This window comes from Stenotrophomonas sp. TWI809 (assembly GCF_039673205.1).
Taxonomy (GTDB): Bacteria; Pseudomonadota; Gammaproteobacteria; order Xanthomonadales; family Xanthomonadaceae; genus Stenotrophomonas.
Genome location: NZ_JBDJLE010000007.1, coordinates 162,907 through 188,130, shown reverse-complemented (window position 1 = coordinate 188,130; position 25,224 = coordinate 162,907). Strand labels below are relative to the sequence as shown.

At 63.9% G+C, this 25,224-nt stretch carries 23 protein-coding genes and 3 tRNA genes; 25 read left to right on the top strand and 1 reads right to left on the bottom strand.

Annotation, left to right across the window (positions count from 1 at the left end):
* The first annotated feature begins 391 nt into the window (after positions 1-391).
* The 18 genes from tpiA to ABE472_RS08105 all read left to right on the top strand — a co-directional run bounded on the left by tpiA (position 392) and on the right by ABE472_RS08105 (position 17,072).
* A complete protein-coding gene (tpiA, locus tag ABE472_RS08190) occupies positions 392-1,147 on the top strand; it encodes a triose-phosphate isomerase (protein WP_346463828.1) in 756 nt (251 codons plus the stop codon).
* A 55-nt stretch (positions 1,148-1,202) separates the two neighbouring features.
* Positions 1,203-1,643: a preprotein translocase subunit SecG gene (gene secG / locus ABE472_RS08185; RefSeq protein ID WP_313208959.1), complete on the top strand. Its 441-nt coding sequence runs from the start codon at positions 1,203-1,205 to the stop codon at positions 1,641-1,643.
* Between the two features lie 49 nt (positions 1,644-1,692).
* Positions 1,693-1,777: transfer RNA gene (locus ABE472_RS08180), tRNA-Leu, on the top strand.
* Positions 1,778-1,889: 112 nt separating this feature from the next.
* Positions 1,890-2,246, top strand: a complete 357-nt coding sequence (locus tag ABE472_RS08175; RefSeq protein WP_026069699.1) for an NADH-quinone oxidoreductase subunit A — start codon at positions 1,890-1,892, stop codon at positions 2,244-2,246.
* Entirely contained in the window at positions 2,237-2,791 is a 555-nt protein-coding gene (locus ABE472_RS08170; RefSeq protein ID WP_019182677.1) for an NADH-quinone oxidoreductase subunit B, read from the top strand. The genes ABE472_RS08175 and ABE472_RS08170 overlap by 10 nt, the downstream gene beginning before the upstream one ends.
* 32 nt (positions 2,792-2,823) lie before the next feature.
* Positions 2,824-3,576 carry an NADH-quinone oxidoreductase subunit C gene (locus ABE472_RS08165; protein WP_313208960.1) on the top strand — a complete coding sequence of 251 codons (753 nt, stop codon included), beginning with the start codon at positions 2,824-2,826 and terminating at the stop codon, positions 3,574-3,576.
* Complete coding sequence (locus tag ABE472_RS08160; RefSeq protein WP_313208961.1) at positions 3,573-4,880, top strand: NADH-quinone oxidoreductase subunit D; 1,308 nt, start codon at positions 3,573-3,575, stop codon at positions 4,878-4,880. The genes ABE472_RS08165 and ABE472_RS08160 overlap by 4 nt, the downstream gene beginning before the upstream one ends.
* 94 nt (positions 4,881-4,974) lie before the next feature.
* Positions 4,975-5,502 carry an NADH-quinone oxidoreductase subunit NuoE gene (gene nuoE, locus ABE472_RS08155; RefSeq protein ID WP_121038421.1) on the top strand — a complete coding sequence of 176 codons (528 nt, stop codon included), beginning with the start codon at positions 4,975-4,977 and terminating at the stop codon, positions 5,500-5,502.
* Positions 5,503-5,505: 3 nt separating this feature from the next.
* Complete coding sequence (gene nuoF, locus ABE472_RS08150; protein WP_346463826.1) at positions 5,506-6,846, top strand: NADH-quinone oxidoreductase subunit NuoF; 1,341 nt, start codon at positions 5,506-5,508, stop codon at positions 6,844-6,846.
* Positions 6,843-9,077, top strand: a complete 2,235-nt coding sequence (nuoG, locus tag ABE472_RS08145; RefSeq protein ID WP_346463824.1) for an NADH-quinone oxidoreductase subunit NuoG — start codon at positions 6,843-6,845, stop codon at positions 9,075-9,077. Before nuoF ends, nuoG begins: the two co-directional genes overlap by 4 nt.
* A complete protein-coding gene (nuoH, locus tag ABE472_RS08140; protein WP_346463822.1) occupies positions 9,074-10,180 on the top strand; it encodes an NADH-quinone oxidoreductase subunit NuoH in 1,107 nt (368 codons plus the stop codon). The genes nuoG and nuoH overlap by 4 nt, the downstream gene beginning before the upstream one ends.
* A 3-nt stretch (positions 10,181-10,183) precedes the next feature.
* The gene (nuoI, locus tag ABE472_RS08135) at positions 10,184-10,672 is read left to right on the top strand and encodes an NADH-quinone oxidoreductase subunit NuoI (protein WP_121038409.1); all 489 of its coding nucleotides are present in this window, start codon (positions 10,184-10,186) and stop codon (positions 10,670-10,672) included.
* A gap of 9 nt (positions 10,673-10,681) precedes the next feature.
* Entirely contained in the window at positions 10,682-11,338 is a 657-nt protein-coding gene (locus tag ABE472_RS08130; protein WP_121041162.1) for an NADH-quinone oxidoreductase subunit J, read from the top strand.
* Positions 11,335-11,640, top strand: a complete 306-nt coding sequence (gene nuoK, locus ABE472_RS08125; RefSeq protein ID WP_019182685.1) for an NADH-quinone oxidoreductase subunit NuoK — start codon at positions 11,335-11,337, stop codon at positions 11,638-11,640. The genes ABE472_RS08130 and nuoK overlap by 4 nt, the downstream gene beginning before the upstream one ends.
* A 7-nt stretch (positions 11,641-11,647) precedes the next feature.
* Positions 11,648-13,840 (top strand): NADH-quinone oxidoreductase subunit L, encoded by a 2,193-nt coding sequence (gene nuoL, locus ABE472_RS08120; protein ID WP_313208966.1) that lies wholly within the window; start codon positions 11,648-11,650, stop codon positions 13,838-13,840.
* Between the two features lie 23 nt (positions 13,841-13,863).
* Positions 13,864-15,372: an NADH-quinone oxidoreductase subunit M gene (locus tag ABE472_RS08115; RefSeq protein WP_282260951.1), complete on the top strand. Its 1,509-nt coding sequence runs from the start codon at positions 13,864-13,866 to the stop codon at positions 15,370-15,372.
* Between the two features lie 36 nt (positions 15,373-15,408).
* On the top strand, positions 15,409-16,869 hold the full coding sequence (nuoN, locus tag ABE472_RS08110) for an NADH-quinone oxidoreductase subunit NuoN (RefSeq protein ID WP_176989302.1): 1,461 nt from the start codon (positions 15,409-15,411) through the stop codon (positions 16,867-16,869).
* A 126-nt stretch (positions 16,870-16,995) separates the two neighbouring features.
* A tRNA-Met gene (locus ABE472_RS08105) sits at positions 16,996-17,072 on the top strand.
* Between the two features lie 35 nt (positions 17,073-17,107).
* Here ABE472_RS08105 and ABE472_RS08100 read toward each other — a convergent pair.
* Positions 17,108-17,308 carry a hypothetical protein gene (locus ABE472_RS08100; protein ID WP_346463820.1) on the bottom strand — a complete coding sequence of 67 codons (201 nt, stop codon included), beginning with the start codon at positions 17,306-17,308 and terminating at the stop codon, positions 17,108-17,110.
* 47 nt (positions 17,309-17,355) lie between these two features.
* On the opposite strand from ABE472_RS08100, the gene ABE472_RS08095 reads away from it, so the two are divergent.
* The 7 genes from ABE472_RS08095 to rpsO all read left to right on the top strand — a co-directional run bounded on the left by ABE472_RS08095 (position 17,356) and on the right by rpsO (position 25,106).
* Positions 17,356-17,432, top strand: a tRNA-Met gene (locus tag ABE472_RS08095).
* Positions 17,433-18,238: 806 nt separating this feature from the next.
* A complete protein-coding gene (gene rimP, locus ABE472_RS08090; RefSeq protein ID WP_313208968.1) occupies positions 18,239-18,829 on the top strand; it encodes a ribosome maturation factor RimP in 591 nt (196 codons plus the stop codon).
* Positions 18,830-18,833: 4 nt separating this feature from the next.
* The gene (nusA, locus tag ABE472_RS08085; protein WP_019182690.1) at positions 18,834-20,345 is read left to right on the top strand and encodes a transcription termination factor NusA; all 1,512 of its coding nucleotides are present in this window, start codon (positions 18,834-18,836) and stop codon (positions 20,343-20,345) included.
* Between the two features lie 95 nt (positions 20,346-20,440).
* Positions 20,441-23,083 carry a translation initiation factor IF-2 gene (gene infB / locus ABE472_RS08080; protein ID WP_346463818.1) on the top strand — a complete coding sequence of 881 codons (2,643 nt, stop codon included), beginning with the start codon at positions 20,441-20,443 and terminating at the stop codon, positions 23,081-23,083.
* A 122-nt stretch (positions 23,084-23,205) separates the two neighbouring features.
* A complete protein-coding gene (rbfA, locus tag ABE472_RS08075) occupies positions 23,206-23,643 on the top strand; it encodes a 30S ribosome-binding factor RbfA (RefSeq protein ID WP_123730643.1) in 438 nt (145 codons plus the stop codon).
* Between the two features lie 118 nt (positions 23,644-23,761).
* Positions 23,762-24,673: a tRNA pseudouridine(55) synthase TruB gene (truB, locus tag ABE472_RS08070; protein WP_313218970.1), complete on the top strand. Its 912-nt coding sequence runs from the start codon at positions 23,762-23,764 to the stop codon at positions 24,671-24,673.
* Positions 24,674-24,845: 172 nt separating this feature from the next.
* Entirely contained in the window at positions 24,846-25,106 is a 261-nt protein-coding gene (gene rpsO / locus ABE472_RS08065; RefSeq protein ID WP_038687260.1) for a 30S ribosomal protein S15, read from the top strand.
* Positions 25,107-25,224: the final 118 nt, after the last annotated feature.

Here is a 25,224-nt window from a genome sequence, read left to right as displayed (position 1 = left end):
CCGCCCGGGGGTTTTTTTTTTTTCCACTCCACGCCCAAAATGTGTTTGGGGGGGGGGGGGGGGGGCTTGGCGGGACCGTTATGCGCCATGGATGGCGCATCTCGAGCCCCCATGGGTGAGAGCGCATTGCTTGCGAGGCACTGCCTCGCATGCGTTCGAACGCACAACCGCCGGCGGTTGGGCCGGGCCGCGGAGCGGGGTTTACGGCGTGTCCCGCCAACCCACCCACGCCCGCCCAGTCTGGGCACGTCCACCGGCCCCGTCGCCCTTGCTTTTGACTTGGGGCCGCAACAAAAAATAAATATCCAATTGAAATGTAAGCGTTTTCCCGCCAACGCCAATTCGTTGCATCCGTTATCATGGCCGGCTGATACCCAAAGGAGCCCCCGCCATGCGCCGCAAGATCGTCGCCGGTAACTGGAAGCTGCACGGCAGCCGCCAATTCGCCACCGACCTGGTCAGTGACCTGGTTGCCGACCTCCCACTGCAGGGCGTCGAAGTCGTGGTCCTGCCGCCGCTCCCGTACCTGGGCGAACTGGTCGAAGCCTTCGAAGGGCGCGCCGTCGCCTTTGGCTCCCAGGATGTCAGCAGCAACGAAAAGGGCGCCTACACCGGCGAAGTCTCGGCCACCATGCTGGCCGAAGTCGGTGCCCGTTACGGCCTGGTCGGCCACTCCGAACGCCGCCAGTACCACGCCGAAAGCAGTGAGCTGGTCGCCCGCAAGTTCGCCGCCGCCCTGCATGCCGGCCTGACCCCCATCCTGTGCGTGGGCGAAACCCTCGAGCAGCGTGAGGCCCATCAGACCGAGGCGGTCATCGCCGCCCAGCTCGCCCCGGTGCTGGAGCTGGTCGGCGCCGCCGGCTTCGCCCAGGCCGTGGTCGCCTATGAGCCGATCTGGGCCATCGGTACCGGCCGGACTGCCTCCAAGGAACAGGCCCAGCAGGTCCACGCGTTCATCCGTGGCGAAGTGGCCAAGCTCGATGCTAGAATTGCGGATTCACTGTCGATCCTCTATGGCGGCAGCGTGAAGCCCGACAACGCCGCGGAACTGTTCGCACAGCCCGATGTCGATGGTGGGCTGGTGGGCGGCGCCTCCCTGGTGGCCGCGGACTTCCTTGCCATCGCTGCCGCGGCGGCGGGGCGCTAATTAGTTACGTTGTCGGCTCAACCGCCGGCACGACATGTCCGAGGACGGATTCGAAATGCTGATGTTGATCCTCAATGTGGTCTACGTGCTGGTCGCAGTGGCCATGATCGCGCTCATCCTGATGCAGCGTGGTTCCGGCGCGGCCGCAGGGTCGGGTTTCGGTGCCGGCGCCTCGGGCACTGTGTTCGGCGCGCGTGGCGCGTCCAACTTCCTGTCCAAGTCGACCAAGTGGCTGGCCGTGGTGTTCTTCGGCATCAGCCTCTTCATGGCCTGGTATGCCAGCCATGGCTCGCGCCCGGCGGCGCAGCAGGATCTGGGTCTGATGTCGGCTCCGGCCGCCAGTGCGCCAGCCGCGCCGGCAGGCGAGCTTCCGGCCGTGCCGAAGGCCCCGGAAACCCCGTCGCAGCAGCCTGTTCCGTCGGCCACTGTGCCGGCTCAGGCGGAAACCCCGAAATCTGGTGAAGAAAAGCCTTCGGAAGGCACCCAGACTCGCTGAAGACGGTTACAATATGCGGCGCACTGGAGAACAACCGGTGCGATCGTAAGCCCAGGTGGCGGAATTGGTAGACGCACTACCTTGAGGTGGTAGCGACGAGAGTCGTAGGGGTTCGAGTCCCCTCTTGGGCACCATTTGTTTGTAAGCGGGTTCGTCTGGCGCGCAAAGCGCCAGGTAGCGGTATCCGTCCACTCCCCCATGCCAAAGCGCCTGCAGGCGCAGCGGCAGAGGCAAGAGAGAATCGCTGTGCTGGCCGAATATTTGCCGTCTCTGCTGTTTCTGATCGTTGCCACCGGTATCGGCGTTGCGCTGATGCTGGTTGGCCGATTCCTCGGTCCCCGACGTCCTGATCTTAAAAAGCTCTCGCCGTACGAATGCGGCTTCGAGGCTTTCGAGGACGCGCGCATGAAGTTCGATGTGCGCTACTACCTGATCGCGATTCAGTTCATCGTATTTGATCTGGAAATCATCTTCATCGTGCCGTGGACCCAGGTCTTCATGGAACTGGGCGCACGTTCGCTGGTCACGATGGGCCTCTTCGTAGGCATGCTTTTCCTCGGTTTCATTTACGTCTGGAAGAAGGGAGCGCTGGAATGGGAGTAATTCAGACGCTCGACGGCCTGATGAACAACCCGGTCCCGGAAGGGCGGGTCGATGACATCCTGCGCCCCGAAGGCGACAACCCCCTGCTCGAAAAGGGTTACGTGACCACCAGCGTCGATGCGCTGTTGAATTGGGCGCGTACCGGTTCGATGTGGCCGATGACCTTTGGTCTGGCCTGCTGCGCAGTGGAAATGATGCACGCCGGTGCGGCGCGTCTGGATCTTGACCGGTACGGCGTGGTGTTCCGCCCGTCGCCGCGTCAGTCCGACGTGATGATCGTGGCCGGCACCCTGGTCAACAAGATGGCTCCGGCCCTGCGCAAGGTCTATGACCAGATGCCGGACCCGAAGTGGGTCATCTCGATGGGCAGCTGCGCCAACGGTGGCGGCTATTACCACTACTCCTATGCAGTAGTGCGTGGCTGTGACCGCGTGGTGCCGGTGGACATCTATGTCCCCGGCTGCCCACCTACCGCCGAAGCGCTGGTGTACGGGATCCTGCAGTTGCAGAAGAAGATCTGGCGTACGCAGACCATCGCCCGCTGACATCCCTCCTGACAAGAGCACGCCAAGCCCCCATGGCAGAGCAAGCACATTCCTTCATCGACCGACTTTCCGCACGTTTCGCAGGTGCGCAGGTCTTCGTGGTCGAACCCCGCGGCGAAGTGACGCTGGAAGTGCCCGCCGCTGACTGGCATGCCACCGCTCTGGCGCTGCGCGACGAATTCGGTTTCGAGCAGGCGGTTGACCTGTGCGGCCTGGACTACCTCGGCTATGGCAGCGACGAATGGGATACGGCCGATGTGTCGTCCCAGGGCTTCAGCCGTGGCGTAGAGGGCAAGTCCGTCGGTCGTTTCGCCTGGGGTGAATTCCCCACCCGCGAAACCAGCGATGGCGCCCAGCCGCAGCCGATCCCGCTGCAGCGTTTCGCCGTGGTTACCCAGCTGCGTTCCTACCAGCACAACCTCACGATGCGCATCCGTTGCTTTGCGCCGAACGAGGAGCTGCCGGTGGTCGCCTCGCTGACCAATATCTGGCCGGGCCTGAACTGGTTCGAACGTGAAGCGTTCGATCTGTTCGGCGTGATCTTCGAAGGTCACCCGGACCTGCGCCGGATCCTGACCGACTACGGCTTCGTCGGCCATCCGTTCCGCAAGGATTTCCCGCTGATCGGCAACGTCGAAGTGCGCTACGACGAAGAAAAACAGCGCGTCATCTATGAACCGGTGACCTCGGTCGAACCGCGTGTCGGCGTGCCGCGCGTGATCCGTGACGACGCCCGTTTCCAGACCGCTGCCGGTGAATCCGCGCAGTCGGAGGCAAGCAAGTGAGTGAATTCACCCAGGCCAGCCAGGCCTTTGCGAGCAACCCGGCCGAACTGCGCCAGGAAATCCGCAACTACACGATGAACTTCGGCCCGCAGCATCCGGCCGCGCACGGTGTGCTGCGCCTGATCCTGGAAATGGACGGCGAAACCATCATGCGTGCCGACCCCCACGTGGGCCTGCTGCACCGTGGTACCGAAAAGCTGGCCGAGTCCAAGCCGTTCAACCAGTCGATCGGCTACATGGATCGCCTGGATTACGTGTCGATGATGTGCAACGAGCACGCCTACGTGCGCGCGATCGAGACCCTTATGGGGATCGAGGCGCCGGAGCGTGCGCAATACATCCGCACCATGTTCGACGAAATCACCCGCATCCTGAATCACCTGATGTGGCTGGGGTCCAACGCGCTCGATCTGGGCGCGATGGCGGTCATGCTGTACGCCTTCCGCGAACGCGAAGAGCTGATGGACTGCTATGAAGCGGTCTCCGGCGCGCGCATGCACGCGGCGTACTACCGTCCGGGCGGCGTCTACCGCGACCTGCCGGACCACATGCCCAAGTACAAGGAATCGCGCTGGCACAAGGGCAAGGCCCTGAAGAACCTCAACGCCTCGCGCGAAGGTTCGCTGCTGGATTTCCTGGAGAACTTCACCGTTGAGTTCCCCAAGCGCGTGGACGAATACGAAACCCTGCTGACCGACAACCGTATCTGGAAGCAGCGTACGGTCGGCATCGGCGTGGTCACCCCGGAACTGGCGCATGCCTGGGGCATGACCGGCGTGATGCTACGCGGCTCGGGCATCGCCTGGGATCTGCGCAAGAAGCAGCCGTATGCCAAGTACGACGCGGTCGAGTTCGACATCCCGCTCGGCAAGGAAGGTGACTGCTACGACCGTTACCTGTGCCGCGTGGCCGAGATGCGCGAATCCAACCGCATCATCAAGCAGTGCGTGACCTGGCTGAAGGCCAACCCGGGTCCGGTCATGGTCAAGAACTTCAAGGTCGCGCCGCCCAGCCGCGAAGACATGAAGGACGACATGGAAGCGCTGATCCATCACTTCAAGCTGTTCAGTGAAGGCTACTGCGTCCCGGCCGGCGAAACCTACGCCGCCGTCGAAGCGCCCAAGGGCGAGTTCGGCTGCTACCTGATGTCCGATGGTGCCAACAAGCCGTTCCGCGTGCATCTGCGCGCGCCGGGCTTCGCCCATCTGTCCTCGATCGACTCGATCGTGCGCGGCCACATGCTCGCCGACGTGGTGGCCATGATCGGCACCTACGATCTGGTGTTCGGCGAGGTGGACCGGTGATCGCATCCGCTTGCACGACGCCTGACACCCGCCGGCTGCTGCCGGCGCTGCAGGTTCTGGTTTTTAACGATTTCGTATTCGCTGAGGTCGGCCGATGAAGGCGACAGGTAATTTCGAGGCGGCGCGCGACGTCGACCCGATGGTGGTCTTGAATGACAAGACCCGTGCGCACATCGATCACTGGCTGGCCAAGTTCCCGCCGGATCGCAAGCGCTCGGCTGTCCTGCAGGGCCTGCACGCCGCACAGGAACAGAATGCGGGCTGGCTGACCGACGAGCTGATCGCCGGCGTCGCCAAGTACCTGGATCTGCCGCCGGTGTGGGCCTACGAGGTCGCCAGCTTCTACTCGATGTTCGAACTGGAGAAGGTCGGCCGCCACAACGTCGCCTTCTGCACCAACATCAGCTGCTGGTTGAACGGTGCCGAAGACCTGGTCGCGCACGCCGAGAAGAAGCTCGGCTGCAAGACCGGTCAGTCCACCGCTGATGGCCGCATCTACCTCAAGCGCGAAGAAGAATGCCTGGCCGGTTGCGCCGGTGCGCCGATGATGGTCATCAATGGCCATTACCACGAGCGCCTGACCGTCGAGAAAGTCGACGAGCTGCTGGACGGGTTGGAGTAAGACATGGCACATCATCACGCACCCAGTGGTCCGGTCGGTCCCGCACCGTTGCCGCACCAGGTGGTCTACACCACCCTGCATTACGACACCCCGTGGTCGTATGAAAGCTACCTCAAGACCGGTGGCTACGCTGCCCTGCGCAAGATCCTCGAAGAGAAGATCTCGCCGGAGCAGGTCATCGAGATGGTCAAGCAGTCCAACCTGCGCGGCCGTGGCGGCGCGGGCTTCCCGACCGGCCTGAAGTGGTCCTTCATGCCCAAGGGCACCATGCAGAAGTACATCCTGTGCAACTCGGATGAATCCGAGCCGGGAACCTGCAAGGACCGCGACATCCTGCGTTACAACCCGCATTCGGTCGTGGAAGGCATGGCGATCGCCTGCTACGCCACCGGCTCGACCGTGGGCTACAACTACCTGCGTGGTGAGTTCCACCACGAGCCGTTCGAGAACTTCGAGCAGGCCCTGGCCGACGCGTACGCGAACGGCTGGCTGGGCAAGGACATCCTCGGCAGCGGCGTGGACATCGACATCTACGGTGCGCTGGGCGCCGGCGCGTACATCTGCGGCGAAGAAACCGCGCTGATGGAATCGCTGGAAGGCAAGAAGGGCCAGCCGCGCTACAAGCCGCCGTTCCCGGCCAACTTCGGCCTGTACGGCAAGCCGTCGACGATCAACAACACCGAGACCTATGCCTCGGTGCCGGCGATCATCCGCAATGGTCCGGAGTGGTTCCAGGGCCTGAGCCTGACCAAGAACGGCGGTCCGAAGATCTTCTCGGTCTCCGGTTGCGTGCAGAAGGGCGGCAATTTCGAAGTGCCGCTGGGCACCACCTTCGACGACCTGCTGGAAATGGCCGGTGGTCTGAAGCCGGGCCGCACGCTCAAGGGCGCGGTCCCGGGCGGCGTCTCGATGCCGGTGCTGAAGGCTGAAGAGCTCAACGGCCTGCAGATGGATTACGACACCCTGCGTGCCCTCGGCACCGGTCTGGGGTCGGGCGCCATCGTGGTGCTGGATGACAGCGTCTGCTGCGTCAAGTTCGCCTGCCGCATCAGCCAGTTCTTCCACAAGGAATCCTGTGGGCAGTGCACCCCGTGCCGTGAAGGCACCGGCTGGATGCACCGCGTGCTGGAGCGCATCGTCGCCGGCAAGGCCACGATGGAAGACCTGCATCAGTTGAAGACGGTGGCCGGCCAGATCGAAGGCCACACCATCTGTGCGTTCGGTGAAGCGGCGGCATGGCCCATCCAGGGCTTCCTGCGCCAGTTCTGGGACGAATTCGAGTACTACATCGTCAACGGTCATTCGATGGTTGACGGCAAGAAGGTGGAGGCAGCCGCCGCATGAGCGCGCAACCCGTAAACCCGAGCGTGCCACCGGATCATGTGACCGTCGAAATCGACGGCCAGTCCCTGGTCGTGCCCAAGGGCTCGATGATCATCCAGGCCGCCGACAAGGCCGGCATTCCGATCCCGCGCTTCTGCTACCACGAGAAGCTGCCGATCGCCGCCAACTGCCGCATGTGCCTGGTCGACGTGGAAAAGTCGCCCAAGCCGGCACCGGCCTGCGCCACGCCGGTCATGGATGGCATGAAGGTCGCCACCCGCAGTGAAAAGGCGCTGAAGTTCCAGCGCTCGGTGATGGAATTCCTGCTGATCAACCATCCGCTGGACTGCCCGATCTGCGATCAGGGCGGCGAGTGCGAGCTGCAGGACGTGTCGCTGGGCTATGGCCGTTCGGTCAGCCGTTTCAACGAGCGCAAGCGCGTGGTGCCCGACGAGGACATCGGTCCGCTGGTCGCCACCGAGATGACCCGCTGCATCCAGTGCACCCGCTGCGTCCGCTTCACCGCCGACGTTGCCGGTACCTACGAGCTGGGTGGCATGTACCGCGGTGAGAACCTGCAGATCGGCACCTACGACGGCAAGCCGCTGACCACCGAGCTGTCCGGCAACGTCGTCGACGTCTGCCCGGTCGGCGCGCTGACCAACAAGGTGTTCCAGTTCCGCGCCCGTCCGTGGGAACTGACCGCGCGCGAGTCGCTGGGTTACCACGACGCGATGGGCTCGAACCTGTTCCTGCACGTGCGCCGCGGCGAAGTGCTGCGCGCCGTGCCGCGTGACAACGAAGCCGTCAACGAATGCTGGCTGTCCGATCGCGACCGCTATTCGCACCAGGGCCTGTACAGCGAAGACCGTGCGGTCAAGCCGCTGCGCAAGGTCAATGGCGAGTGGAAGGAAGTGAGCTGGGCTGAAGGCCTGGCCGCTGCCAAGGAGATCTTCGCTGCCAACCAGGGCGACGACCTCGGTGTGCTGGTGCACCCGTCGGCCTCGAACGAGGAGGGCGCACTGCTGGCCCGTCTCGCCACCGGCCTGGGTACCACGAACATCGATCACCGCATCAACAACCGCGACTTCTCCGACGCCGCCACCGCCGAAGTGTTCGGCCTGCCGCTGGCGGAGATCGAAGGCGCGGACAGCATCGTTGTTCTGGGCAGCAACATCCGCCACGAGCTGCCGCTGCTGCATGCCCGCCTGCGCAAGGCACAGACCACGCGCAATGCGAAGATCCACGCCGTCAATCCGGTGGACTTCGATTTCGCGTTCAAGCTGGCCAGCAAGCAGATCGTCGCCCCGTCGGCCTTCATCGACGCACTGGGCAACGCCGAGCTGCGTGACGCCGTCAAGGGCGCCAGCAATGCGGTGCTGATCGTCGGTGGCATCGCCGAAAACCACCCGCAGGCTGCCGCGATCCGCGCTGCCGCGCGTGATTTCGCCGCCGCGACCGGTGCCAAGCTGTGCCGCATCCCGCAGGGCGCCAATGCCGTGGGCCTGACCCGCGCCGGTGTACTGCCGGCCGGCAAGGACGTCAACGCCATGCTGGCCCAGCCGCGCAAGGCCTATGCCATCTATGGCATCGAGCCGGGCCTGGACTTCGCCGACGCCGCCGCTGCCCGCAAGGCACTGGCCGGTGCCCAGGTGGTGGCTTTCAGCCAGTTCGCCTGTGCCTCCACCCGCGACGTCGCCGACGTGATCCTGCCGATCGGCGCGCTGCCGGAAGTGGATGCCACCCTGACCAACCTTGATGGTCGCGAGCAGTCGGCCCGTGCCGGCGGCAAGCTGCCGGGTGAGGCGCGTGAAGGCTGGCGTGTGCTGCGTGCACTGGGCGGCGAACTGTCGCTGGCCGGTTTCGAGTTCACCGATCTGGCCGGCCTGCGCGCCAGCCTGGCACCGGTCAGCGTCACCGTCTCGTCCTCGGCGGCAACGCCGGTGGCAGGTGAGGGCCTGGAAGTGACCTCGACCGCCGCGATCTACCGCACCGATGCGGTGGTCCGTCGCGCCCAGGCACTGCAGTCGCATCCGCTCAACACCGCGCCGCGCATCGTGCTCAACACCGCCGATGCCGCCCGCCTGCAGTTGGCCGAAGGGCAGATGGCCAAGGTCGGCACCGATGCCGGTCGCGCCACCCTGCCGGTGGTGGTCGACGCCCGCGTCGCCGCGGGGTCGGTCTGGATTGAATCGGGCCACGGTGCAACCGCACCGCTGGGTGCCGCACGCGTAACGGTGGTGGCTGCATGAACGAATTGCTGTTGAACGCGGTCGACCCGCTGCACCAGTGGCTGCTGTCACTGGGCGACATCGGCGCGCTGCTCTGGATCATCCTGAAGATCCTGGTGATCGCCATGCCGGTGATCATCTCGGTGGCCTTCTACGTGGTCTGGGAGCGCAAGCTGATCGGCTGGATGCACGTGCGTCATGGCCCGATGTATGTCGGCATGGGCATCTTCCAGGCCTTCGCCGACGTCTTCAAACTGCTGTTCAAGGAAATCATCCAGCCGAGCAGCTCGCACAAGGCGATGTTCATCCTTGCGCCGCTGATCACGCTGGGCCCGGCCTTCGCGGCCTGGTCGGTGATTCCCTTCGACGCGCAGATCGTGCTGTCCAACGCCAACGCCGGCCTGCTGTATCTGCTGGCGATGACCTCGCTGGGCGTGTACGGCATCATCCTGGCCGGTTGGGCCTCCAACTCGAAGTATGCGTTCCTGGGTGCCATGCGCGCCTCGGCGCAGATGATCAGCTACGAAATCGCGATGGGCTTCGCCCTGGTCGGCGTGATGATCGCCTCGGGCAGCCTCAACCTGAGCAACATCGTGATGGCGCAGGCGGGCAACTCCGGTCTGTTCGACTGGTTCCTGCTGCCGCTGTTCCCGTTGTTCATCGTGTACTGGGTGTCCGGCGTCGCCGAAACCAACCGCGCGCCGTTCGACGTGGTGGAAGGTGAATCGGAAATCGTGGCCGGCCACATGGTCGAATACTCCGGTGGTGCCTTCGCGCTGTTCTTCCTGGCCGAATACGCCAACATGATCCTGATCAGCTTCCTGATCTCGATCTTCTTCCTCGGTGGTTGGCTGAGCCCGTTCCAGGGTTGGTTCGACATCCAGCTCAGCAACCAGGCCATTGCGCCGTGGGTTGAGTGGATCTGGGTGGGCGGTTGGCCGTGGCTGCTGCTGAAGGTCTTCTTCTTCGCCAGCTCCTACATCTGGTTCCGTGCCAGCTTCCCGCGCTTCCGTTACGACCAGATCATGCGTCTGGGCTGGAAGGTCTTCATCCCGCTCACCATCTTCTGGATTGCAGTGACGGCGTTGATGGTGTTTTACGGCGTGATCCAGAAGGGCGTCTAAGCGATGAACCGAATTACTCACTACTTCAAAAGCCTGCTGCTCCTTGAGCTGCTCGGTGGTCTGTGGCTGACCCTGAAGTACGCCTTCAAGCCGAAGTACACGATGATGTACCCGATGGAGAAGTTCCCGCAGTCGCCGCGTTTCCGCGGTCTGCATGCACTTCGCCGCTACCCCAACGGTGAGGAACGCTGCATCGCATGCAAATTGTGCGAAGCGGTGTGCCCGGCGCTGGCGATCACCATCGATTCGGCCAAGCGCGAGGACGGCACCCGCCGTACCACCCGTTACGACATCGATCTGTTCAAGTGCATCTTCTGCGGCTTCTGTGAAGAAAGCTGCCCGGTGGACTCGATCGTCGAGACCCACATTCTCGAGTACCACTTCGAGAACCGTGGCGAGAACATCGTTACCAAGCCGCAGCTGCTGGCCATCGGTGATCGGCTTGAAGCCGAGATCGCCGAGCGTCGCGCCGCCGATGCCGCTTTCCGCTGAGGTCGAATGATGGATTGGGTAAATATCAGTTTCTGGGTCTTCTCCATCGTGGCGGGCATTTCCGCTGCGGCGGTGATCAGCGTGCGCAATCCGGTCTACGCCGTGTTGTGCCTGATCCTGACCTTCTTCTCCGTGGCCTGCATCTGGATCCTGGTCGGAGCCGAGTTCCTCGGTGTCGCGCTGGTGCTGGTCTACGTCGGCGCGGTGATGGTGCTGTTCCTGTTCGTGGTGATGATGCTGGACATCGATCCCTCCAACCTGCGTGAGGGCTGGGTGCGTTACCTGCCGCTCGGCCTGGTGGTGGCGGTGACGATGCTGGTGCAGATGCTGGTGCTGATCGGCGTGAAGGGCAGGGCGGTCAATCCGTTCCCGGCCGACAACGCTGCCGCGCTGGCCGCCGACACCTCCAACATCACCTGGCTGGCCCGCAGCCTGTTCACCGAGTACCTGCTGCCGTTCGAGTTCGCCGCCGTCATCCTGACCGTGGCCGTGGTTGCCGCCGTGATGCTGACCCTGCGTCGCCGCACCGGCCTGAAGACACAGAACCCGTCCGAGCAGACCATGGTCAAGGGCAGCGATCGCCTGCGCATCGTCAAAATGGATGTGGAGAAGCCGGTCGTGCACACCAACATCAAGCCGTCCAGCAACGAGGAGGCGCAGCCATGATCACGCTTGGCCATATTCTGGCGCTGGGTGCGGTGCTGTTCTGCATCAGCCTTGCCGGCATCTTCCTCAACCGCAAGAACATCATCGTGCTGTTGATGTCCATCGAGTTGATGCTGCTGTCGGTCAACATCAATTTCGTCGGGTTCTCGCGTGAGATGGGTGATACGGCCGGACAGCTGTTCGTCTTCTTCATCCTGACCGTGGCCGCGGCCGAGGCCGCCATCGGCCTCGCGATCCTGGTAACCCTGTTCCGTACTCGCCGCACCATCAATGTCGGCGAAGTCGATTCGCTGAAGGGCTGATCCGTAGATGGAAATCACTCTCTCCAAGAGTCTGTTGATCGCAGTGGTGCTTGCACCGCTGTTCGGCAGCATCATCGCCGGCCTGTTCGGTCGTCAGGTCGGTCGCGCTGGCGCGCAGGCGGTCACCATCCTCGGCGTGGCGGTCAGCTGCGTGCTGTCCAGCTACGTGCTGTACATGCTGCTGTGGGGCGGCGCCCAGCCGTTCAACCAGAACCTCTATACGTTCTTCGAAGTGGGCCAGTACTCGGCGCACGTCGGCTTCATGGTCGACAAGCTCACCGCGATGATGATGGTCGTGGTGACCTTCGTGTCGTTCCTGGTGCACGTGTACACCATCGGCTACATGCAGGATGACCCGGGCTACCAGCGGTTCTTCAGCTACATCTCGCTGTTCACCTTCTCGATGCTCACCCTGGTGATGAGCAACAACTTCCTGCAGCTGTTCTTCGGCTGGGAAGCGGTGGGCCTCGTCTCGTACCTGCTGATCGGTTTCTGGTTCAAGCGCCCGACCGCCATCTTCGCCAACATGAAGGCCTTCCTGGTCAACCGTGTCGGTGACTTCGGCTTCATCCTCGGCATCGCCGGCGTGCTGTGGGTGTTCGGCACCCTCGATTACGCCACCGTGTTCGCCAATGCCCAGGTGCTGGGCCATCCGGACGCGCTGATCCAGATCTGGTCGGGCACGATCGACCTGTTCGGCACCTCCATCCCGGTGATGAGCGAGCCGGTGATCTGGTCGGTTGCCACGGTGATCTGCATCTGCCTGTTCATCGGTGCGATGGGCAAGTCGGCCCAGGTGCCGCTGCACGTCTGGCTGCCGGACTCGATGGAAGGCCCGACCCCGATCTCGGCCCTGATCCACGCCGCGACCATGGTCACCGCGGGCATCTTCATGGTCACCCGCATGTCGCCGCTGTTCGAGCTGTCGCAGACCGCGCTGAACTTCGTGCTGTTCATCGGCGCCACCACCGCGTTCTTCACCGGCCTGATCGGCATCGTGCAGAACGACATCAAGCGCGTCGTCGCGTACTCCACGCTGTCCCAGCTGGGTTACATGACCGTGGCGCTGGGTGTGTCGGCCTATTCGGCCGCCGTGTTCCACCTGATGACCCACGCCTTCTTCAAAGCGCTGCTCTTCCTCGGCGCGGGCTCGGTGATCATCGCGATGCACCACGAGCAGGACATGCGCAAGATGGGCGGCCTGCGCAAGTACATGCCGATCACCTTCGTCACCATGTGGATCGGTACGCTGGCCCTGGTCGGTACCCCGTTCTTCTCCGGCTTCTACTCCAAGGACACCATCATCGAGGCCGCGCAGCACCACGCGCATGTGTCCTCGAGCTGGGTGGCAACCTACGGGTACTGGGCGGTGCTGGGTGGCGTGGTCGTGACCAGCTTCTACAGCTTCCGTCTGCTGTTCCTGACCTTCCATGGCAAGGAACGCTTCCGCGATGCGCATGACGATCACGGCCATGGCCATGACGGTCACCACGCCGCTGACGCGCATGCAGCCGATGCCCACCATGGCGACGCGCATCATGACGATCATGGCCACGGCCATGGCGCGCATGAGCCGCACGAGACCCCGTGGGTGGTGACGCTGCCGCTGATCCTGCTGGCGATCCCCTCGATGGTCATCGGTTTCTTCAGCATCGGTCCGATGCTGTACGGCACCGACTGGGCCGGCCACCATGCCGACGCTGCCATCCCGGGCCAGGTGCATTCGTTCTTCACCGGCATCGTTGATTTCTACGACCCGGCGCGCAACACCATTGGTGCGCTGGCCGAAGAGTTCCACGGCCCGGTGGCCTTCGCCATTCACGGCATGATGGCCCCGGCCTTCATCCTGACGGTGGTCGGTTTCCTGCTGGCGGCGCTGTTCTACCTGTGGAAGCCGGAACTGGCCGGCAAGGCCCGCAAGACCTTCGCGCCGATCGTGTCGGTGCTGGAGAACAAGTACGGCTTCGACAAGCTCTGGATCGGCGGGTTCGCCGGCGGCGGTATCAAGCTCGGCAAGGTTTCGCGCGCGATCGACACGAATGTGGTCGATGGTGTGGTGGTCAACGGTTCGGCGCGCCTGATCGATCTGGCGGCCAACCTGCTGCGTCGCACCCAATCCGGTTTCCTCTATCACTACGCCTTCGCGATGATCATCGGCCTGATTGCCCTTCTGGGCGTCCTGATGCATTACCTGCGTTGATGACCTGTACGGAATAAGAAGACGTGTCGAACTGGCCCCTACTTAGTGTTCTCATCTGGCTGCCGATCATCGGCGGTGCCTTGATCCTTGCCATCCGTGATGCCCAAACCGCCCGGTGGGCGTCCCTGGGCGTCGCGGTGCTGACCTTCGTGGCCAGCCTGTCGCTGCTCAGCGGCTATGACACGGGAATCGACGCGCTGCAGTTCGTCGAGACCCGCGCCTGGATTCCCGCCTACGACATCGGCTACAACCTCGGCGTCGACGGCATCGCGATCGCGCTGATCCTGCTGACCACGCTGGTCTCGGTGCTGGCCCTGATCGGTGCCTGGAGCGCGATCGACAAGCGCGTGAACCAGTACGTGGCCGCCTTCCTGATCCTGGAAGGTGTCACGGTGGGTATCTTCTCTGCGACGGACGCGATGCTGTTCTACGTGTTCTTCGAAGCGATGCTGATCCCGATGTTCCTGATCATCGGTGTCTGGGGCGGCCCGCGCCGCATCTACGCCGCGCTGAAGTTCTTCCTGTACACCTTCCTCGGCTCGGTGCTGATGCTGGTGGCCCTGATCTATCTGTACCTGAAGGGCGGCAGCTTCCAGCTGGCCGACCTGTACCAGCTGCAGCTGTCGGGCAAGGAACAGACCTGGATCTTCTTCGCGTTCCTGATCGCCTTCGCGGTCAAGGTGCCGATGTTCCCGGTCCACACCTGGCTGCCGGACGCCCACGTGGAAGCGCCGACCGCCGGTTCGGTGATCCTGGCCGCCATCGCCCTGAAGATCGGTGGCTACGGCTTCCTGCGCTTCAACCTGCCGATCGTGCCGGATGCCTCGCATGAATGGGCCTGGCTGGTGATCGCACTGTCGCTCATTGCGGTGATCTACGTCGGCCTGGTCGCCCTGGTGCAGGACGACATGAAGAAGCTGATCGCCTATTCGTCGATCGCCCACATGGGCTTCGTCACCCTGGGCACCTTCATCGCTCTGTGGCTGGTGCGTGACGCCGGCAACCCGGACGCCGCCCGCCTGGGCCTGCAGGGCGCGATGGTGCAGATGGTCTCGCACGGTTTCGTGTCCGGCGCGATGTTCTCCTGCGTCGGCGTGCTCTACGACCGCATGCACAGCCGCCGCATTGCCGATTACGGCGGCGTGGTCAACGTGATGCCCTGGTTCGCCACCTTCGCCATGCTGTTCTTCATGGCCAATGCCGGCCTGCCGGGTACCAGCGGTTTCGTCGGTGAATTCATGATCATCATGGCCAGCTTCCAGCGCAATCCGTGGCTGGCGCTCGGCGCGGCGAGCACCCTGGTGATCACCGCGGCGTATACGCTGTGGCTGTACAAGCGCGTGTTCTTCGGTGAAGTGGCCAACGCCCATGTCGCCGAACTGAAGGACATCAACGGTCGCGAGTGGCTGGTGTTGGGTGTATTCGCCGTGGGCACCCTTGCCCTGGGCCTGTACCCCAAGCCGCTGACCGACCTGATGGAGCCCTCGATCGCGAAGCTGGCGATGCAGATCGCATCCAGCAAGCTGCTGTAATCGGGCCGTCGAGAGTATTGATTCCAGGATTTGATGATGACCACCTCGCCGCTGTTGCCACTGACCGCCGCTGACCTCCCGCCGCTCGCTCCCGAGCTGGTGCTGGTTGGCAGTGCGTTCGCCCTGTTGATGCTTGATCTTTTCATCAGTGAGAAGAACAAGATCTGGACCCACCTGTTCTCGATCGCTGCGCTGGCGGTCGTCTTCTTCATGCTCGCCACCGGAGTGGGCGGGCAGGGCGAGGTCTTCCACGGCATGTTCGTCCGCGACAACGCGGCCGACGTGATGAAGACCGTGATCGTGCTGTGCAGCGGCCTGACCCTGATCTACGGCTGGAGCTACCTGCGCGAGCGCAAGCTCTACCAGGGCGAGATCCCGGTGCTGATCCTGTTCGCCACCGCGGGCATGATGATCCTGGTCTCGGCCGGCAGCCTGCTGATGGTCTATCTGGGCCTGGAACTGCTGGCGCTGTGCTCCTACGCCCTGGTGGCCAGCAACCGTGAAAACGGTCTGGCCTCGGAAGCGGCGATGAAGTACATCGTGCTCGGCTCGCTGGCATCGGGCCTGCTGCTGTACGGCATGTCGCTGATCTACGGCGCCACCGGTTCGCTGCACCTGGACGCCATCAACGCCGCCATCCCGCATACCGAAGAGAAGATGCTGCTGCTGACCGGCGCGGTGTTCATGATCGCCGGCGTGGCCTTCAAGCTGGGTGCGGCCCCGTTCCACATGTGGCTGCCCGATGTGTACCAGGGTGCCCCGGCACCGGTCGCGCTGTTCATCAGCTCGGCCCCGAAGCTTGCCGCGTTCGGCATGGCCTACCGCCTGCTGGAAATGGGCGTGGGTCCGCTGGCCGACGAGTGGAAGTACCTGATCGGTGGCCTGGCCGCACTGTCGCTGGTGATCGGCAACCTGATGGCGATCGCGCAGACCAACCTCAAGCGCATGCTGGCGTTCTCGACTGTCTCGCACATCGGCTTCCTGCTGATGGGCATGGCCGGGGGTGGCGAGCGGGGTTACTCGGCGGCACTGTTCTACGCCCTGAGCTACGCGATCATGTCCACGGCTGCGTTCGGCGCGATCATCGCGCTGTCGCGCAACGGCTTTGAAGCCGAGAAGATCGAAGACTTCAAGGGCCTCAATGCCCGCAACCCGTGGATGGCCGGCCTGGTGCTGTGCATCATGGCGTCGCTGGCAGGCATCCCGCCGTTCCTGGGCTTCTGGACCAAGCTGGCCGTCCTCGGCGCGGCGATCCAGGGCGACATGCTGTGGCTGGCCATGGTCGGCGTGATCTGCGCCGTGATCGGCTGCTTCTACTACCTGCGCGTGATCAAGGTCATGTACTTCGATGAGCCGGTGGGTGAGCCGCTGCCGGCCAACAACGATCGCGTCCTGGGCGTGGTGCTGGGCGTGAATGCCCTGGCGTTGCTGGCCCTGGGCGTGGCGTGGAACCCGATCATGGTGTGGTGCCAGCAGGCATTTGCACATATTTCGTAAAAAACGATACAAACGTGCGCAACTCGTGTAATATTCATCTCCTGAGTTGTTGATGCAGCGGTTTCGCCAGAACATCGTTGCGGTAGGTGCCAACCGTTGGTTGGCACACAACTCATCCGCTTCTGCTGCGGGGTGGAGCAGTCTGGCAGCTCGTCGGGCTCATAACCCGAAGGTCGCAGGTTCAAATCCTGCCCCCGCTACCATATAGCTCCGGTGCAAACCGGAGGCAGTGGACGAATCAAGCGATGCCGGAAACGGTGTCGCTTTTTTCGTTGTAGAGCCGACCGTTGGTCGGCTGCTCCAGCTGCTCCAGCTGCTCCAGCTGCTCCAGCTGCTCCGGCTGCTCCGGCTGCTCCGGCTGCTCCGGCTGCTTCGGACCTTTCGGTAGAGCCGACCGTTGGTCGGCTGCCTTTCCTGGACGTCGAACGATATGTTTCACAAGGGGGTTGCACGGTAGTGAAAACTCCCTTACAATTCCGCTTCTGCTGCGGGGTGGAGCAGTCTGGCAGCTCGTCGGGCTCATAACCCGAAGGTCGCAGGTTCAAATCCTGCCCCCGCTACCACAGAAAATCTGCAGTGCAGATGCAGTAGACGAAAAGGCGATCTCGGCAACGAGGTCGCTTTTTTCGTTGTGGCATCTGCGACGTGGACGGCGACGCGGCATGACAGTGGAAAGGTCGGCGGAGCGGGGCGATGGCGGCTGCGGCGACGATGCTCGACAGGCAGTCAGCGTCAATGACACGTTGTCGCCTGAGATGCTGCCCCGCCTTTGCTTGCAACTTCAGTGACTGCCCAGGCATTTCCGTAGGCAGCGGTGTGGGCAGGTTGGCGGGACCATTGGGGCGACATGGATGTCGCCCATGAGCCCCCAAGGGTGAGGGCGCATTGCTTGCGAGGCACTGCCTCGCATGCGTTCGAACGCACAGCCGCCAGCAGCTGGGCCGGGCCGCGGAGCGGGGTTCACGGCGCGTCCCGCGGACCTGCCCATACCGATGTCCGCGCCGAAGGATGAAACAACGGCTTTTGCCGTTCAGCTTTCCGAATAGAGGCGCCAGCAGCCACCCCAACCATTGCACCAGCGCGGTGCAACGGCTATCATCAGTGGCTTAGCGGACTGTCTACTCATCTCCTCTCAACGGATATGAACAGGCCCCGCAACCGGCTTCCAGGAAACGGCAACCTGTACCCAGGCCGCCGTGACCCCCGGAACGCTGGGCTCGCAGACGTGCACCACGTGCGCATCTGCACCGGAATCCAGCATGACCGGAGTTGTACCGGACAGGGGCCCAACGGGCCCTTTGTTGTTTCCGGAAGGTGGTCCATGCAACGGACCAGACCCGTATTTCTTTTCAACGAATCAAGGCCGACTGTGAGCGACAAGGCAACCGAAATCGCGAATCTGCTCGCCCCCACCGTTCAGTCGCTGGGTCTCGAGCTGCTGGGCGTGGAATATCTCACCGCCCCGGGTGGTGCCACGCTGCGCCTGTACATCGACGTGCCGCTGGCCGAACAGCCCGAGCGCATCGTCAACATCGACGACTGCGAACGTGTCAGCCGCGAAGTGTCTGCCCAGCTGGACGTCGAAGACCCGATCACGGCGAACTACACGCTGGAAGTGTCTTCGCCGGGCGTGGACCGCCCGCTGTTCACCGGCGACCAGTTCGAGCGCGCCATCGGCGAATCCGCCAAGGTGACGCTGAGCCTGCCGCAGGATGGCCGCCGCCGTCTGCAGGGCGAGATCCTCGCCGTGGATATCGAACAAGGCACGGTCACCTTCAAGGTCGACAATGCCCCGTTTACCGCCGACATCGAGAACATCGACAAGGCGCGCATCATGCCGGACTGGGCCGCCCTCGGCCTGGCTCCGACCAAACCGACTGGCCCGGCACCCAAACAGGGTGGCAAGGCGAACAAGAAACCATCCAACGAGCCGGCGGCCAAAAAGCCGCGCGCGGAGTGAGCCAATGAGCAAGGAACTTTTGCTGGTAGTGGATGCGGTCGCCAACGAAAAAGGCGTCCCGCGCGAAGTCATCTTCGATGCCATCGAGGCAGCGTTGGCTTCGGCTGCCAAAAAGCGTTACCCGGAAGAAGAAGTGCTGGCCCGTGTGTCGATCGACCACAAGGACGGCAACTACGAAACCTTCCGCCGCTGGGAAGTGGTGGCCGATGACGTGGTCATGGAGTCCCCGGACCGCCAGATCCGTCTGATGGACGCCATCGATGAAGCCGACGGCGTGGAAGTCGGCGATTTCATCGAAGAGCAGATCGAGAACCCGGACTTCGGCCGTATCGCCGCACAGGCCGCCAAGCAGGTGATCGTCCAGCGCGTGCGCGAGGCCGAGCGTCAGCAGGTGGTCGATGCGTGGAAGGATCGTGTCGGCGAACTGGTCACCGGTGTGGTCAAGCGCGCCGAGCGCGGCAACATCTATGTGGACCTGGGCGGCAACGCCGAGGCCTTCATTCCGAAGGACAAGGGCATTCCGCGCGACGTACTGCGCGCTGGCGACCGCGTGCGCGGTTACCTGGCCGAAGTCCGTTCGGAACCGCGTGGCCCGCAGCTGTTCATCAGCCGCGCCGCCCCGGAATTCATGATCGAACTGTTCAAGCTCGAAGTGCCGGAAGTCGGCCAGGGCCTGGTCGAGATCAAGGCCTGTGCACGTGATCCGGGCGACCGCGCCAAGATCGCCGTGCTGGCCCACGATTCGCGTACCGATCCGATCGGTGCCTGCATCGGCATGCGCGGTTCGCGCGTGCAGGCCGTGTCCAACGAGCTCAATGGCGAGCGCGTGGACATCGTGCTCTGGAACGAGAACCCCGCCAACTTCGTCATCAATGCGATGGCGCCGGCGGAAGTGCAGTCGATCATCGTCGATGAAGAAAAGCACTCGATGGACCTGGCCGTGGCGGAAGAGCGCCTGGCCCAGGCGATCGGCAAGGGCGGCCAGAACGTCCGTCTTGCCAGCCGCCTGACCGGTTGGCAGCTCAATGTGATGACCCAGGACCAGGTGACCGCCAAGTCCGAGGCAGAGCAGGGCGTTGCCCGTCAGCTGTTCATGGACAAGCTGGAAGTGGATGAAGAAATCGCCGCCATCCTGGTGACCGAAGGCTTCAACACCGTGGAAGAAATCGCCTACGTCCCGGTCGGCGAACTGCTGGCCGTGGAAGGCTTCGACGAAGACATCGTCGAAGAGCTGCGTGCCCGTGCCCGCGATGCGCTGCTCAACGAAGCGCTGGCGGTGGAAGAAGGTCTGGAGGACGGTTCGCCGTCGGAAGACCTGCTCGCCCTGGAAGGCATGGACGAGGCAACTGCCTACGCCCTGGCCGGTCACGGCGTGCGTACCAGTGAGGACCTGTCGGACCTGGCCGCCGACGAGATCCTCGAGTTCGGCATCGAGGACATGGACCAGGAGCGCGCCGCCGCCCTGATCCTTGCCGCCCGAGCCGAGGAGATCGCCCGCCTGGAGCGCGGCGAATGAGCCAGCGATGAACAGTGCCCTGACCCGCTCAGGGCTTAGACTCCGCGCTGCCTTCGCACGTTTCGAGGGAGCGCCAACCAGATCATAGGATCCGAATGTCGCAGCAAACCACCATCCGCAAGCTTGCCGAACTGGTCAACACCCCGGTCGATAAACTGCTCGTACAACTTGCCGAAGCCGGCATGAAGTTCAGCGGTCCCGACCAGGTCGTGACCAGTACCGAGAAGGTGAAGCTCCTGGGCTTCCTTCGTCGTTCGCACGGCAAGACCGAGCAGCCCGTCGAGAGCAATGACGAGGCCGCCAAGAAGATCACCCTGAACCGTCGCAAGTTGCAGGAAGTGACCGTCAGCGCCGGCCGCAGCAAGACCACCGTCAACGTGGAAGTGCGCCAGAAGCGTACCTACATGAAGGACGCCAGCGGCAAGCCGATGACCGCGGATGAGGAGCGCGCCGACATCCTGCGCAAGCTGGAGGAATCCCGCCAGCGCAATCTGGACGAGCAGCGCGCACTGGCCGAGAAGGACCGTGCGCGCGACGAAGAAATCGCCCGCAAGCGTCAGGAAGAGATCGACGCCAAGGAACGTGCCGAAGCCGAGCGCAAGGCGGCCGAAGCCGCTGCAGAAGCGGCCAAGAACGCACCGCCGGCCCCGGCCCCGGTTGCCGCCAAGCCGACTGCTGCCGATGCACCGGCCCGCAATGCGCGTCCGGCTGCACCGTCGGCTGCCCGTCCGGCACCGCGTTCGGACGATCGCAACTCGAACAACAACAACAACCGTCCGGGCGCCAAGCGCGACGACGATGGTGGCAACCGCTTCGCCGGTCAGCTGCATCTGTCGGCTGCCGATCGTGCCCGCCGCGGCAACAACAGCAACTCGCGCGGTCGTCCGACCGGGCGCGTTCAGCACGGCAGCCGCCGTGACAGCAACCAGTCGCGCAGCGGCGGTGGTGCCCATGGGTTCGAACGTCCGGTCGCGCCGATCGTGCGTGACGTCACCATCGGCGACACCATCACCGTCGCCGATCTGGCCCAGAAGCTGGCCGTCAAGGGCGGCGATGTGGTCAAGGCGCTGTTCAAGATGGGCGTCATGGCGACCATCACCCAGACCATCGACCATGACACTGCTGCGCTGGTGACCGAAGAACTCGGCCACAACGTGATCCGTGCCAACACCAACGACGCCGAAGACGCGCTGCTGGCGCTGGCCGGTGGCAACCAGGGCGAGCCGGTGGCACGTCCGCCGGTGGTCACCATCATGGGCCACGTCGATCACGGCAAGACCTCGCTGCTGGATTACATCCGCCGCACCAAGGTCGCCACGGGCGAAGCCGGTGGCATCACCCAGCACATCGGTGCGTACCACGTTGAAACGCCGAAGGGCGTGATCAGCTTCCTGGATACCCCGGGCCACGCGGCGTTTACGTCCATGCGTGCCCGCGGTGCCAAGCTGACCGACATCGTGGTGCTGGTGGTGGCGGCCGATGACGGCGTCATGCCGCAGACCAAGGAAGCCATCCAGCACGCCCGTTCGGCGGGTGTGCCGCTGATCGTGGCGATCAACAAGATCGACAAGTCCGGCGCCGATCCGATGCGCGTCAAGAACGAACTGCTCACCGAGCAGGTCGTCTCCGAAGATTTCGGTGGTGACGTGCAGATGGTCGAGATCTCGGCCAAGGCCGGTCTGGGCATCGACGACCTGCTGGACGCGATCTCGATCCAGGCCGAACTGCTGGAACTGAAGGCCGTGGCCGACGGTCGCGCCAGCGGCGTGGTCATCGAGTCCTCGCTGGACAAGGGTCGTGGCCCGATCGCCACCGTGCTGGTGCAGCAGGGTTCGCTGAAGAAGGGCGATTACCTGGTCTGCGGTATCCAGTACGGCCGCGTGCGCGCGCTGTTCGATGAAACCGGCGCACAGCCCGACCAGGCTGGCCCGTCGATTCCGGTGCAGGTGCTGGGTCTGTCCGGCGTACCGGATGCCGGTGATGACTTCGTCGTGGTTGAAGACGAGCGTCTGGCCAAGGACGTCGCGCAGCAGCGCGAAACCAAGCGCCGTGAATCGCGCCTGGTGCAGTCCGCCGGCAGCCGCATGGAAGACATCATGGCGACCCTGGGCAAGGGCGATGGCCAGCAGGTGCTGAACCTGGTGATCAAGGCCGACGTGCAGGGTTCGGTGCAGGCGCTGAGCCAGGCACTGGTCGCGCTGTCCAACGACGACATCCGCATCAACGTGATCCACTCCGGCGTGGGCGGCATCACCGAATCGGACGCCAACTCGGCGGTTGCCTCCAAGGCCACCGTGATCGGCTTCAACGTGCGTGCGGATGCTTCGGCCCGTCGCATCATTGAATCCAACGGCGTTGACCTGCGTTACTTCTCGATCATCTATGACGTGATCGATCAGGTGAAGCAGGTGGCCTCCGGTCTGCTCGGCGTGGAAATCCGCGAAGAGATCATCGGTATCGCCCAGGTCCGCGATGTGTTCCGCAGCTCGAAGTTCGGTGCGGTCGCAGGCTGCATGATCATCGAAGGTACGGTGAAGCGCAGCAAGCCGATCCGCGTCCTGCGCGACAGCGTCGTGGTCTTCGAAGGCGAGCTGGAATCGCTGCGTCGCTTCAAGGAGAACGTCGAAGAAGTGCGCAACGGTACCGAATGCGGTATCGGCGTGAAGGCTTACAACGACGTCAAGCCGGGTGATCAGATCGAGTGCTTTGAGCGTATCGAAGTGCCGCGCACCCTGTAATGTCGCGGTGGCCCGACCAACGGTCGGGCCCTGCCATGATTTAGCGCCCGACCGGTGGGCGGGTCCCGTATACCTGTAGCGCCCGACCGTTGGTCGGGCGACCACCGAATCAAGAGTGCCTCGTGCCAAAGACCTTCCATCGAACCGACCGTGTTTCCGCCCAGATCCGCCGCGAACTGGGGACGCTCGTGCACAACGCCGTGCGTGTACACGGCCTGCCTTCGGTGAGCGTCTCCGACGTGGAAATCACCCGTGACATGGCGCATGCCAAGATCTTCGTCACCGCGCTGATGCCCGAACGTTCGGTAGAAGCCATGAAAGGCCTGAAGGAACTGGCCTGGGAGCTGCGGATGGAGCTGGCGCGTGCGATGAAGCTGCGCCACGTGCCCGAGCTGCACTTCCACTACGATGATTCGGTGGATCGCGGCGAGCGCATCGACAACATCCTGCGCGATCTGCCCGATACGCTGGCGGCAGAAAAAAGTCGGCAGGGCGATGACGGCGGCGAAGATGACGTCGACGAAGGCGAAGACGCCGACGAAGGCGACAAGAAAGCCTGATGGACCAACAGCCCGAAAGGGCTGTTGTCTTATGGGGCGGGGCCTGTCGCAGTGCGACCGCTCCGCCGGAGGCCGGATTGACCGGCAGCGCCACACGGCGCCGTTTTGAATTGAATGCATGGCACCCCGAATTTCATTCCGCCGCCTGGATGGCATCCTGCTGCTCGACAAGCCGACCGGCATGAGCTCCAACGCGGCCCTGCAGGTGGCTCGCCGCCTGTACCGCGCCGAGAAGGGCGGCCACACCGGCAGCCTGGATCCGCTGGCCACCGGGCTGCTGCCACTGTGCTTCGGTGAGGCCACCAAGATTGCCGGCCTGTTGCTCGGCTCCGCCAAGGCCTATGACGCCGAGGTGGTGCTGGGCCAGACCACCGATACCGATGATGCCGATGGCACCGTGCTGCGCGAGCGGCCGGTCCCTGCCATCAGTGCGGCCGAGCTGGAGGCGGCGCTGGCACCGCTGCGCGGTCGCATCCGCCAGCGCGCCCCGATCTACTCCGCGCTCAAGCAGGGCGGCGAGCCGCTGTACCTGAAGGCCCGCCGTGGCGAGGCGATCGAAGCGCCGGAGCGCGATGTGGAGGTCCACGCCCTGGAGGTGCTGGACCAGCAGCAGACCCGGCTGTCGCTGCGGGTGACCTGCGGTTCAGGCACGTACATCCGCAGCCTGGCCCGCGACCTTGGCGAGACGCTGGGCTGCGGCGCCCATATCGCCGGCCTGCGTCGGCTGTGGGTGGATCCCTTCCGAGAGGCGCCGATGGTCACCCTGGACACCCTGCGCGCCTTGGCCGAGCAGGGCGATGAGGCCGGCATGGAGGCCCTGTTGCTGCCGCTGGACGCGGGTCTGGCCCATTACCCGCGGGTCACGCTGGACGACGAGCAGACCCGTCGCTTCCGGGTGGGGCAGCGCATCCGCGACGCCAGCTGGCCGCAGGGTGGGGTGGTGGTCTTCGGCCCGGCCGAGGCGATCCAGGGCCTAGGCCAGGTCGACGAGACCGGTCTGCTGGCCCCGCAGCGCCTGTTCAACCTCTGAGCGAGCGGGCCGGACGCCACCCCGGTCCTTGTTCCGGACGCCCGCGGACGTTACAATTCCGCGGCCTTTTCAGGCTTCCCGCGTTCTGCGGGTTCATCCTTTCGTTAACGGCGAGTCGCGCGGTACGTCAATGGGACGTTTCTGCGGGCCACGCATCCAAGAGAAAACAGATATGTCGATCGACACCCAGAAAGTCATTGAAGACAACAAGCGCAGCGCGGCTGACACCGGCTCCCCGGAAGTCCAGGTCGCTCTGCTGACCGCCCGCATCGAACTGCTGACCGGCCACTTCAAGACCCACAAGAAGGATCACCACAGCCGTCGTGGCCTGCTGCAGATGGTCAACCGCCGCCGCAGCCTGCTCGACTACCTGAAGAAGAAAGACGCTCCGCGTTACAAGGCCCTGATCGAAAAGCTCGGCCTGCGTCGCTAAGCACGAACCCCCACCGCGGCGCAGGAATGCGCCGCGGTTTTGTTTTGGCAGTACCGCATCAAACGTATGGGCCGGACAACCGGTCACCCGTCGGCGGCAAGGGTCGCCTGCGGTCCAT